Source organism: Phycisphaeraceae bacterium (assembly GCA_019636655.1).
Taxonomy (GTDB): domain Bacteria; phylum Planctomycetota; class Phycisphaerae; order Phycisphaerales; family UBA1924; genus JAHBXB01.
Genome location: JAHBXB010000003.1, coordinates 163054 through 174846 on the forward strand (window position 1 = coordinate 163054; position 11793 = coordinate 174846).

Sequence of the window (11793 nt, forward strand, 5' to 3'; positions counted from 1 at the left end):
AGCCAGGCGAAGCCGCGGAAGTTGTCGGGCTTCTTGTCGTAGCGTGTGGCGACGCGGCGGGAGCGTTTGATGGCGCCGAAGAACCGCTCGATCACGTTGCGGTGCTTGTATCGCGCCCGATCGCACCGCTTCTTTCCGCGGCGGGTCGGGTTGGGACGGATGCACGCCGCGCCCGTGTTGTCTCGGATGGTGCGGCGGATCGCGTCGCCAGCGCCGCTCACGGCCGCGTGGAGCTTGGTCGTCCATCCGCCGCGGGCAACGCCTCAGGTCCGCGTCGCCCAGCGCTTCGCCCAGCCGGGGCCACACGCCCGCAACGCACCAGCGATCGAAGCGTCGCCAGATCGCGTTCCACTTGCCGAAGCGTTCGGGCAGATCTCGCCAGGGGATGCCGGTCTTGGCGACGTAGTGCACGGCGTCGAGGAACAGGCGGTTGTCGTCGCCGTGGCGGCCGCGAGCACCCTCACGCCCCGGCAACAACGCCTCCATCCTCGGCCACTGCTCGTCCGTGAGTTCGTGCCGCCGGCCGCATGACATCCCTCCTTCGAAATCAATGGAACCACCCGTTCCATCGAACTCCAAGGCCAAATGTCCACACGACCTAGGGCGACCGGAGGTTGCCCTGCCGAGTTGAATCGTCCCACAGCACGACAGGGTCGCTGTCGAGCCCATCGAGCACGACTGCGGTCGCTCCGAGGGCACTGCCAAGTCGGCTGCAGAGGCCGCACCAGTAATGTGCTAGGTCGCGGAGTTTTCGTGGCTCTAAGCCCGTCCTGAGGGGCTGATTGTCCAAGATCACATCTGCATTCAATGTGTCGCTCGGGCCGAAGCGAAGGAGAACACGGAACTGCAGGTCGCCGGCAGAACACTCGAGCGTCGGTGTATCCTCGCGGCTTCGCCGCGAAAGTTCCATCGCCTCCCCCGAAACTTCGCTACCCGCTACCGTTGCACGCACGGACCGACAGAATCTCCCTACGGCCTGCACCAAGTCTTGGTCGCGGCACATGCACCGGCGAAGTAGAATGTCCAGAGAACTTGAGGAGGCGACCCCAGCGGCGGCCTCCGCAATCATGCGGGGCACAACCTGCGCGGCCACGACCGATTGGCCGCGGTAGAGCTGATTTGGTCGGCTACTACCCGGAGTCCATCCAAGAGGATACCGGTCGACCGACGCTGACGGGCTTGCACGTTATGCGGGATGCTCCCGGGTAGCCTCCAAACACAAAAAACCCCTGCGATTGCAGGGGTTCTTCATCAAGTGGAGCGGAGGAGAGTCGAACTCCCGACCTCATCATTGCGAACGATGCGCTCTACCAACTGAGCTACCGCCCCGGGTTTCGCCTACCGGCCGTTGGGCCCGTCGGCGGATGTGGAGGCAAGTATACCCACCGCACTCCCCCCCTTCTGCCGCGCACCGCGCGGCGGGCCATCCCTTGGGGAGGGGGTACCCCCTCCACCTCCACCCGACCGGCACCTCAGCCCTCCGCTCGTTCGCTGTGGTACAATCTCTATTGAGGATACATTCTCAATAAGCAACGGGCCCGCGAACCATGATCAGACTCCGCCTCCTGCTCATCCCGCTCGTCGCCGCGTGCATGCTCATCGCCGGCGCTTCCGTTCGCGAGGAGCCACCCGAGCCCGCGCCCATCAAGGCCGTGGTGACGGTGGCGCCGCTCAAGGGGCTTGTTGAGCCCCTGTTGCCGCCGGGGTCGACCGTCGAGATGCTCATCCCCCCGGGGGTGAGCGAGCACGGCTACGAGATCCCGCCGTCGAAACTCGCCCTGCTCGCCAAGGCCGACCTGGTCGTCTACGTTGGCCTCGGGCTCGAGCCGCAGGTGGAGAAGTTCCTCAAGGACAACCCGAGGCCGACTCGAAAGACCGTCTGCTTCGCCGAGGCGGTCGGCGTCAAGGCAGACCCGGCCGACCAGCACGACCACGGACCGGGCGATGCCGACCATGACCACGGGCACGACCACGCCATCGACCCCCACCTCTGGCTCGACCCGATCCTGGCCAAGCGGTTCGTCACCCATCTGGGCCTCGAGGTGGTCGATCTGCTCCTGACCCGGGCCGATGAGCCCGACCCCACGATCCGGCTCGCCTCGACCAAGGCGATGAACGCCCTGCTCGACCGCATCGACAAGGTCGACCGGGAGTACGAGCACGCCATCTCCGATGCCCGCTACAAGACCATCGTCGTCGCCCACGACGCCTTCGGGCGACTCGGCAAGCGGTACTCGCTCCGTGTTGTCCCCATCGCCGGCCTGAACGCTGCGGAGCCGACCCCCTCCGACATCGAGCGTGCGACGGCGGCCGTGAACGAGCAGGCGATCAAGGTCGTTTTCGTCGAGCCGCAGCTCTCCAAGTCTACCGCGCAGCGCATCGCCGATGCGACGGGGGCGCGGGTGCTGACGCTCGACCCCCTTGGCGACGGGGACTGGTTCGCCCTGATGTCGTCGAATCTCAAATCGATCCGGACGGCCCTGAACCCGTCCCTGAGCGACCCGTGACCCAACCCGCCGTGGAGTACGAGCAGGTCGGCTTCCGCTACCCCGGGCAGCGCGCGCCCGCGCTGGAGGGGGTGTCGCTCGCGATCGAATCCGGCGAGCGGCTGGGGATCCTCGGCCCCAACGGCGGCGGCAAGAGCACGCTCGTGAAGATCACCCTCGGCCTGCTCGCCGGGTACTCGGGCCGGGTCCGCGTGCTGGGGCGATCACCGGAGCAGGCCCGGCGCGAGGGGCTGATCGGCTACGTCCCCCAGCGCCACGACGCGGAACTCGGGTTCCCGCTCTCGGCCCGCGACATGGTCACGCACGCGGCGGCGTGGCGGATTCCCGCGTGGAAACGGGTGTCGTCGACGACCCGCTCCCGGGTCGATCGGATGCTCTCGCTGGTCGGGGCCCAGGCCTACGCCGACTCGCCGGTTGGAGACTTATCGGGCGGGCAGTTGCAGCGGGCGATGATCGCGAGGGCGCTCGTCGGGCACGGCGACCAATCGCCGGCGATCCTCGCCCTCGACGAGCCCACGGTCGGGATCGACGCCGCGGGGCAGGTGCAGTTCGCCGAGTTGCTCGCCGGGCTGCACGCCGAACTGGGGGTCACCATTCTCATCGTGTCGCACGACCTGCGGGCGATCGTCGCCGGGTGCGACCGCGTGGCGTGCCTGGCCCGGCGGCTGCACAGCCACGTCTCGCCGCGGGGCCTCACGCCGCAGGTTCTCGGCGAACTGTTCAGCCACGACGTCGTGGGCGTGCTCTCCGATGTGCATGTCCACGCGCACGCCGCCTCCGAGTGCCCGCACGAGCACGAGCATCCCCACGTCCACGCACCGACTGCCCCCCCACTCACCCAAGCGAGGATCACGCGTGCGGACGATTGACTGGCTCGCCGATCCGGCCCTGCGGTCGCTGCTTCTGCCGGGCCTGCTCGCAGGTGTGGCGATCTTCACGGCGGGGTCGGTGCTCAGCGTCTTTGTCGTTCTCAAGCGGCTCTCGTTTGTCGGGCAGGGGGTGTCGCACTCGGCGTTCGGCGGCATCGGGATCGCCGCGGTGCTGGGCCTCTTCGCCGCGCATTCGCCGAGCACCGGCGTGCTGACGCTGGCGATCGTGCTCGCGTTCTGCGTGATCTCCGCCGTTGGCATGGCGCTGGTCGGGGACCGGCGCGCGGTCCGCGAAGACACGGCCATCGGTGTGTTCCTCGTCGCGTCGATGTCGCTGGGCGCGGTGCTGCTGGCCGTCGCGAGCCGGCACGGGCGGCTGCCGGGCGCGGTCGCGTACGAATCGATCCTCTTCGGGCAGATCCTCGGGATCAGCGCCGCCGAGGCGTGGGTCGCCGCCGGGGCCACGTCGGTGGCGATTGTCGCGATCTGGTGGATCCGTCGGCCGCTGCTCTTCTGGGCGTTCGACGAGTCCGCGGCGGTCGCCTCCGGGGTTCCGGGCCGGCGATCCCGGCTGGTGCTGATGTCGCTGCTCGCCCTGCTCATCGTCATCGCCATGAAGCTCGTTGGTGTGATCCTCGCGACCGCCGTGCTGGTGCTCCCCGGCGCGACGGCGCTCAAACTCAGCCGCCGACTCTCCCGCGTGATCGCTGTCTCGATCGCCTCGTCGCTGGTGTCGTTGTTGCTGGGGGTGGCCGTCAGCCTGGAGGCGGACCTTCCCCCGGGGGCGACGATCGTCCTGGTGATGACGGGGCAGTTCGCGCTGGCCATCGGGATCAACGCCCTGGTCGGGCGGGCGGCACGCGGGGGGCGGGACGAGTTGCTGTCCGCCGGCGCGTAGAGTCTGACGACACCGCCGACGCACCCGGGGATCCGCCATGCGCAAGATCAAAGTCGAAGTCATCCTCGCCGAACTCAACCGCCTGCGGAAGGACCTCGGGGAGGACCCCGCCGACATCGAGTGGCTCGCCCTGCACCACGCGTTCTGCTTCATTTCGTACAAGACCGGGGAGTTCCAGGCGTACCTGGACCAGCAGTCCGAGAAGGGCGCGTTCGAGCAGTTCGAGGGCTGAGTCGGCGGCTCCGGGCCCACCCCAGATCCGAAGTTGCGCGGAAACTCTTGCGGAACCCCGGTCCCGGTGCGATAGTACATGTAGATGAATCGCGGACGGATCCGGTCCGACCCTGCACGAAATACGCGGCAGGAAACCGGGGCCACCGTGACGACCGGCGACGGGAACCTCCGGCGCCGGGCGATGAGCCGCGGGTGACGGCCCGCGGGGAAGAATCCCGGCGGGGACGCGTACAGGTGTCCCGACGGTTGGGGTGGTCCGTTCCAGAAAAGGAGGTGATCCAGTGACGAAAATCGACTGTACCCAGGGGCTGTGCTCTTAGCGAGCAGACCCGACGGGGCCTGCCGTCGCGCAGCCCGGGGAGCAAGACTCCTACGGCCGCCAACCTCACGGTTCGCGGCCGTTTTTCTTTGGCGATAGTGCATGCAGGATCGACGCACGACAGCGCCCGGACGACAAGCCACCCGGGCGCTGGTCTGCGATTGATTGGAAGCGCGGCCTACTGCTTCTGGCCGCCACCGTTGAGGATGAGCGGGATGAGATCGGAGTTCGGCAGGCTCAGGGCGCCCATGAGCGCCGCGGCGGCGGTCGCCTCGGCCCCGGAGGTCGTGTTGACGATCTCGATGATCCGCGTCACCTGTCGCGGTTCGAGGAGGTTGCCGTAGCGCTTGGCGCTGGAGGTGACCTTGTCGATCAGCGCGACGCGCTCGTCGCCCGAGGCGCCCATGGCCGCGTCCATGATCGCGACCTGGGCCCGCTTGTCGTTGATGTACGAAAGGACCTCGGCGATCGACTGCTTCATCTCGCCGCGGTTATCGCCCATGGCGACGATCAGCGAAGCCGTCGCGTCGCCGACGTTGAACGTCGAGGTCCCGGAGACCGCGAGGTCCCGGAGCACCCGCAGGGCGCCCGCCTTGTAGGCCAGGGCTTCTTCCTTGGAGATCGCCCCGCCGACGGCGGCCTGGATCAACTGTTCAGCGGCCTCTCCGATCTGATCGTTCGACAGGCCCGATCTGGCGATCGCCACGGAGTGGTCCCGCAGGTACCGCGGGCCGACCTCCGCCACGCCGGCGAGGTCCAGCAACGCCAAGACCGGCGTCGCGGCGAGTTTCGGTGTACCGCGGATCTGCTTGATCGTGCGGTCGGTCTGCGACGCGGGCACGGCGAGGACGACAAGGTCGACGCCCGGGGCCTCGGCGATTGCCTGCGCGGCGTCCGCCAGCGTGCTGGTGCTCACCCGAACGTCGTACCCCTTGCTCTTGAGCACCTCGGTGAGCTGCGCCTGGCGCTCCGCCGCGTCCGACTGGCTCGCGGACGTTCCGCCGGCGATGACCACTGCGTAGCGGGCGGCGGCGTCTCGCACCGCGCTGCCCAGGATGGGAACGACCTGCTCGGATCCATCGAACGCGGTGCGGGGCTGGGCCGATCCGATGACCATCGCCGCCTCGTACTGCACGCGACGGTCGGGGTAGCGCAGCGCTTCAAGGAGAGGCCGCCTCGAGCCACCCGCTTCGACCAGCCCATCGGCGCCCGCGGTCCGCTCCAGCGCGGCGATCGCGCGGCGAGCGAGCTGGGTCGCCATCGCGTCCTCGGCTCGCGCCAGCACGGCCTGCTCCGCCTCGGGTCCCGCGGCGACGGCGTAGTACATCGCATCGCGGCGACCGGCCGGGTACACGGGGTTCTCGTACCCGCCGGGGGTCTCGATCTCGCGACGGAAGTTCGCGGCGAGCCAGAGCGCCATCGCGTCGCGGTTGGCGGCGTCGAGCCTCAGGGCCGACTCGGCCTGCCGCATCGCCATCGCCTCGTGGAACAGCTCCGACCGGATCGCCGTCGGGATCAGGCCAAGCCCGGGATCGAACGACCACAGCAGCTGCTGGTCCTCGTTGGGGAACGACGTCAGGCTCGGCGACTCGGCGTAGTACCCCTCGGCGAGGTTCCGGTACAGGCGCGAGGGCGAGACGCTCGGGTCGAACTGCCCGGCGATCCGCTTCACGGCCGTCTCACAGGCGGACCGAACCGGTTGGGAGGTCGTCGAATCGTGGAGTTCGTACAGGTAGGCCAGGGCCGTGGGCGAGCCGATCTCGCCGAGCAGGCTCGCCAGGTTCTCCTGCGAGACCGCATCGAGGCCGGCCATCGCTGTCACCAGCGGGATGACCGCCTGCGACCGCAGATTGAAAATGACTGTTCGCACCTCCGCCGCGAGCACGGGGTCCGTCCGCTGCAGCAGGGCCTGGAGCAACTGCGGCATGGCGTACTCGCCGGCGGTGAGCAGCCGCTCCTGCGCCAACTGGCGCTGGCGGCCGGTGCCGACCAGCATCCCGATGTTCTTGGAGATCTCGCCGGGGTCGCGGGCCTGGTCCAGTTTGCCCCGCTCGTACGCGGCGAGGAGTTTGGCGGAGAAGGGCTCGAGGTCGGGGAATCTCCCGGCATCGATCACCGCCTTCTGGAATCGCGACGCCTCGCCGGACGACTCGACGAGCTTGGCGAACTCCGTCGGCGTCAGCCCACGATCCATTAGGGCCGCGGCGGTCGACTTGGCCTGGTCGCCCTGGTTGATCAGGACGTAGTGGATGAAATCCTTGAGCAGCCGTACGTCGTCGTTCTGAGGCTGCGCCAGTGTCGGCGTCGCGATGGTCGCGGCGGTGATGACAATGGCGGCGGACGTGCTGCGGATGAATCGAGAGTAACGGCGGCTCGGCACGGCGTGCTCCTGGCTTGCGCGACACCCACCCCGCCGGCGCTGTCGCCGACGTTCCCCGGACCTGTCCCACCCCCCCACCCTTCCCGGCCCTCCCCAGATACCCGACCCATATCCGGACTGCTCCGGCTGGGAGGGGCAATCTAGCCTGCCGCGGTGAGCAGTGTCAATCTGTGGGGTCCGATCCGCGGCGATCGCACGCGTGGATCCAGCCCTTCCAATCCAGTCCGAGAACCGGAAAACACCCCGCGCGGCTCGATTCTGCCGGTCCAGCCGTGAAGACCCTCCCGCATCTCGCCGATTCCTGAGTCGACACGGCGTTCATCGTCGCTACGACCGTGCGCCCCGACCCGGATCTTCACCCGCGAGGACGAGATGATCTCATTCGACAAAGATGTGCTGACCACCGGCGAAGTGGCGAAGATCTGCAACGTCGCCCCCCGAACGGTATCCAAATGGTTCGATTCCGGCTCCCTCAAGGGGTACCGGATTCCCGGATCAAAGGACCGCCGGATCCCGGTTGCCAACCTGCTCCGTTTCATGAAGGACTACGGCATCCCCTTCGACGGCGTCGCCGGCGGCAAGACCCGCGTGCTGGTGGTCGATGGAGAGGACGAAGTCTGCGACACTCTTCAGAAGGTCCTCAGCCAGCAGACCAACTACGAGGTTCGCTCCGCCGCGAACGGCTTCGAGGCGGGGCTGCAGTGCGAGCGGTTCAAGCCGCACGTCATGCTGTGGGATCTCCACATGACCGGCGAGTCCGATCCTCGCGATCTGGCCGACCAGATCCGATCCGATGACGACCTGCAGATGACGCGACTGATCGCGATGAGCGGCAAGCTCACCGATGGTCAGCTCCAGGGCCTTCGGACCGTCGGCTTCGACGGGTTCCTCCGCAAGCCGTTCCAGGTCCGGCAGGTTGTTGAGGCCATCGAGTCCGCGACCTCGGTCGTTCACTGACCACACTGACCCCTGCTATTGCCAAGGCCCGGCGCACGATGCGCCGGGCCTTGTTCGTTAGCAGGAGTTGAACAGTGGCCGACGCTTACTCGATCGTCGGCAGCCACGCCGCGAGCACATCGCGTGCTGCGGCCAGGTCCGTCTTATCGATCATCTCGGTCACCGTGTGGATGTACCGCGTCCCGACGACGATGCCGACGGCGCGGCAGCCCTTGGTCGCCATCTGCGCCGCCGCGCCGTCCTGTCCGCCGCGGGCGAGGATCGTCCTCTGGTGCGGGATCCGCTTTTTCTTTGCGACCTGCTCGATGTCGTCGATCAGCCGATGATCGGCGATAAACGACGAATCCATGATGTGCAGCCCGAATCCCTTGCCGAGCTGGGTCACCATCTCGTCCGCCGGTACACCCGGCGTGTCGCACGCCAGCGTCACGTCGAGGCCGACCCCGACGTCGGGGTCGACTCCGAACGCACTCGTCTTGGCCCCGCGCAGCCCGACCTCCTCCTGCGTCGTGAAGACCACGAACAGCTCGCACTCGTGGGCCGCCTTGCTCTTCTCGATCTGGCGAGTCGCCTCGATCCCGAGCCAGCAGGCCACGCGGTTGTCCATCGCCTTGGAGACCATCCGTGTGCCCAGGTCGAGGAACGGCTCGTCCATGACGACGTAGTCGCCGATGCGGACCGAGCTCTTCACCTTGTTGGCCGGCAGCCCAAGGTCGACGAGGAACTCCTTGACCTCGGGGATCTTCTTCTTGTCCTCGTCGCTGGCGATGTGGATCGGTCGTCCGCCCGGGTTCAGCACGGCCTTCAGGTCGCCGCCCTTGGTGCACACCAGGATTCGGCGGGAGAACAGGTTTCGCGTGTCGAACCCGCCCGCGGCGTTCAGCCGCACGAACCCCTGCTCGTCGATCCCCTTGACGTAGAACCCGATTTCGTCCATGTGGCAGAGCAGCATCACCCGCGTGGGCTTGCCCTTGGACGATGACTTCTTCCCGCCCTTGCCGCGCGGCGCGCGCCGGCAGATGAGCGATCCCATCGCATCGGTCCGGACCTCGTCGAACAGGCCCTTCACTTCCTTCTCGATCAGCGATCGCACGCGCTCCTCACGCCCCGGCACACCGGGCGTCTCGCACAACCGCCTGAGCAGATCAACATTCACTTCCACGCGAGGCTCCTTCACCATGCCCCCAAGGGACTCAAGTCTACCGCTCGGCACGCCGCTCGTTGCCCTCGCCCCTACGCTCAGCCATGGCCCGTGTTTCGCCCCTCGCGATCGAGCATGACTCCGCCGGCGCTGTCCTCGCCCCCTACGGGCCCGAGGGACACGGTATCGCCGTCGTCCAGGTCTATAGCGGCGTCGGCCGTGAGTACGCGGCCATCCGCAAGTCGGCTGCTGTCCTTGATCTCCCGCATCGCGCTGTCCTGCGGGTATCCGGGGCCGACCGTCTCGCATTCCTCAACCGCATGCTGACGCAGGAACTCAAGGGTGTTGCCGATGGCTCCGTGCGCCGGTCGTTCTGGCTCAACCGCAAGGGACGCATCGATGCGGATCTGGTGGTGATCCTCCGCGCGGGCGAGATCCTGCTCGAGCTCGACGCCCACGCGGTGGAGCGCACCATCCAGGGCCTCGGCGGGTACATCATCGCGGACGATGTCACGATCGATGACCGCTCGGAACACGTTCACAGGCTGTCGCTGCACGGGGTCGGCGCGGCGGACATCCTTGCCGTCGCCACACCCGTGGGGGCGGCGCCGCCGATCACCGCTCTGCGTCCAGACCATGCCGGCGACTACCGGATCGCCGATGCGGCCGTGACGATCTGGCGGCAGGATTCGACCGGCGATCCCGGGTACGAGCTGCTGCTCGATACCCCGCACGCCGCCGCGGTCTACTCCGCGCTTGCGGAACCGCTCTCGGGACCGATCGATCGCCCGGACCGCGCGTTCGATCTGGTTGAGCGCGCGCATGCGGGTCCGCCGCGGGCCATCCGCGCGGGGTGGCACGCGTACAACGTCGCGCGGATCGAGGCGGGAACGCCGCTCTACTACCTCGACTTCGGTCCAGACTCGCTCCCCCACGAGGCGGGCGACGGTGCGCTCGCCGACCGCGTGAGCTTCAAGAAAGGCTGCTACCTCGGCCAGGAGATCGTCGCCCGCATGCAGTCGCTGGGCCATCCCAAGCAGAAGGTCGTTGCGTTTGAGTTCCCCGACCTGCCGGATCCCACCCCGGACGCGCCGCCTCCCCAGCCGGTCACGGGCACGCCGGTCACCGAGTCCAACGATCCCGCGGCGGAGCCGGTGGGCGCCGTCACCAGTTCCACGCTCAGCCCGATGCTCGGCTCCCGCCCGGTCTGCTTCGCCATGATGAAGTTCAAGCACACCACCCCCGGCGCGTCGGTGCACATCCACATCCCGGGCCACGCGCCGCTGCGTGCCTCGGTACGAGAGTCGTTGCGGTTCTGGAAGCGGGGCGAGTGAGCGCCGACGGCGACCTATCGCACTCGATACCAGAGTTCGACATCCCCGCCACGCCGTTTTACCCGAGCCAGACGCGGCCGGACGGCCCCGGCCAGATGGTCCGGGTTCAAACCCCGGACCGCCGAGGGCGCCTCGGTATCGGCCATCAGCAAGGGGCCGACATACACCCTCGCCTCGTCGATCAATCCGCCGGCGAGCATCCTTCCCAGCACGCCTGCCCCCCCCTCGACCATCACCACGGCCGCGCCGCGGGTGCTCAGGCTTCTCAGCAGCGATTCGATTGAAACGCCGCCCAGATCCCGCTCGGCGCCGGTTACATCGAACGGCTCGATCGTGACGCCGAGGGCCCGTAACCGATCGGCGTGGGCCTGTCTTTGCTCCAGCGAGGTGCGCGTCGTGGCCACGAGCACGGGAGCCTCGCTCGCCGTGGTCGCCAGGGCGCTGTCCGTGCCGAGTTCGAGCCCGGGGTCGATGACCACCCGTGTCGCGACACGCCGGACCCGCGCGACCCCGCGGGCGGTCAGCCGCGGATTATCCGCCCTGACTGTCCCGATCCCGACGATGATGGCGTCCACGCGGGCCCGCAGCCGGTGCACCGCGTGCCGGCTCGCTTCACCGCTGATCCACTGGCTGTCACCGGTGCGCGTCGCGATGCGGCCGTCGATGCTCTGAGCCCACTTTGCAATCACCCATGGCAGTCCGGTCGTCAGCCGCTTCACCCACGCATCGGCCAGCGACGATGCGAGCGGGCTTGCATCCGTGAACTCGACGGCGATGCCGGCGTCCCGCAACCGCTCGGCTCCGCCCGCCTTCGCCGGATTCGGATCGCGGCGCGAGGCGACCACCTTTGCGACCCTCGCGGCGATCAGCGCCTCGCTGCACGGCGGCTGCTTGCCGTGGGCGTTGCACGGCTCGAGGGTCACGTACGCGGTGGCGCCCGCGGGGCTCTCGCCGCGGCGACGGCAATCGGCGATCGCCTCGACCTCCGCGTGAGGCCCGCCGAATCGGCGGTGGTGGCCGATTCCAATCACACGCCCATCCGGGGCCCGCAGCACGCATCCGACCATCGGGTTGGGCTCGACATCGCCGGCGCCACGCAGCGCGGCCCGGGCGGCCATGTCGAGCATCGCCTTGGCTACCGCCGGGGTGCTCAC

Annotated in this window: 9 protein-coding genes, 1 tRNA gene and 1 pseudogene; 6 read left to right on the plus strand and 5 right to left on the minus strand. The window is 68.3% G+C overall.

The features are described 5' to 3' along the window. Nucleotides 1–32: 32 nt before the first annotated feature. A pseudogene (locus KF745_10525) lies at nt 33–534 on the minus strand (transposase). A gap of 722 nt (nt 535–1256) precedes the next feature. Continuing rightward, a tRNA-Ala gene (locus KF745_10530) sits at nt 1257–1329 on the minus strand. 218 nt (nt 1330–1547) lie between these two features. Between KF745_10530 and KF745_10535 the strand changes: the two genes are divergently transcribed. The 4 genes from KF745_10535 to KF745_10550 are packed head-to-tail and all read left to right on the plus strand — an operon-like array spanning nt 1548 to nt 4506. Then, a complete protein-coding gene (locus KF745_10535; protein ID MBX3358854.1) occupies nt 1548–2507 on the plus strand; it encodes a zinc ABC transporter substrate-binding protein in 960 nt (319 codons plus the stop codon). After that, nucleotides 2504–3376, plus strand: coding sequence for a metal ABC transporter ATP-binding protein (locus KF745_10540; GenBank protein MBX3358855.1), 873 nt, complete (start codon nt 2504–2506; stop codon nt 3374–3376). The genes KF745_10535 and KF745_10540 overlap by 4 nt, the downstream gene beginning before the upstream one ends. Continuing rightward, complete coding sequence (locus KF745_10545) at nt 3363–4274, plus strand: metal ABC transporter permease (GenBank protein MBX3358856.1); 912 nt, start codon at nt 3363–3365, stop codon at nt 4272–4274. Before KF745_10540 ends, KF745_10545 begins: the two co-directional genes overlap by 14 nt. Nucleotides 4275–4311: 37 nt before the next feature. Then, nucleotides 4312–4506, plus strand: a complete 195-nt coding sequence (locus tag KF745_10550; GenBank protein ID MBX3358857.1) for a hypothetical protein — start codon at nt 4312–4314, stop codon at nt 4504–4506. A gap of 499 nt (nt 4507–5005) precedes the next feature. On the opposite strand, the gene KF745_10555 is transcribed toward KF745_10550, so the two are convergent. Then, nucleotides 5006–7207 (minus strand): HEAT repeat domain-containing protein, encoded by a 2202-nt coding sequence (locus KF745_10555; protein ID MBX3358858.1) that lies wholly within the window; start codon nt 7205–7207, stop codon nt 5006–5008. A gap of 372 nt (nt 7208–7579) precedes the next feature. On the opposite strand from KF745_10555, the gene KF745_10560 reads away from it, so the two are divergent. After that, complete coding sequence (locus KF745_10560) at nt 7580–8164, plus strand: response regulator (GenBank protein ID MBX3358859.1); 585 nt, start codon at nt 7580–7582, stop codon at nt 8162–8164. A gap of 85 nt (nt 8165–8249) precedes the next feature. Here KF745_10560 and KF745_10565 read toward each other — a convergent pair whose 3' ends face one another. Further along, a complete protein-coding gene (locus KF745_10565) occupies nt 8250–9320 on the minus strand; it encodes a M20/M25/M40 family metallo-hydrolase (protein MBX3358860.1) in 1071 nt (356 codons plus the stop codon). A gap of 89 nt (nt 9321–9409) precedes the next feature. Here KF745_10565 and KF745_10570 point away from each other — a divergent pair, with 89 nt between their 5' ends. Continuing rightward, a complete protein-coding gene (locus KF745_10570) occupies nt 9410–10639 on the plus strand; it encodes an aminomethyltransferase family protein (protein MBX3358861.1) in 1230 nt (409 codons plus the stop codon). Between the two features lie 14 nt (nt 10640–10653). Here KF745_10570 and ribD read toward each other — a convergent pair whose 3' ends face one another. Continuing rightward, on the minus strand, nt 10654–11793 hold the full coding sequence (gene ribD / locus KF745_10575; protein MBX3358862.1) for a bifunctional diaminohydroxyphosphoribosylaminopyrimidine deaminase/5-amino-6-(5-phosphoribosylamino)uracil reductase RibD: 1140 nt from the start codon (nt 11791–11793) through the stop codon (nt 10654–10656).

Coding starts and splice junctions, on each gene's coding strand:
- KF745_10535 (MBX3358854.1), top strand. CDS start 1,548: ATGATCAGACTCCGCCTCCTGCTCATCCCGCTCGTCGCCGCGTGCATG.
- KF745_10560 (MBX3358859.1), top strand. CDS start 7,580: ATGATCTCATTCGACAAAGATGTGCTGACCACCGGCGAAGTGGCGAAG.
- KF745_10570 (MBX3358861.1), top strand. CDS start 9,410: ATGGCCCGTGTTTCGCCCCTCGCGATCGAGCATGACTCCGCCGGCGCT.
- KF745_10550 (MBX3358857.1), top strand. CDS start 4,312: ATGCGCAAGATCAAAGTCGAAGTCATCCTCGCCGAACTCAACCGCCTG.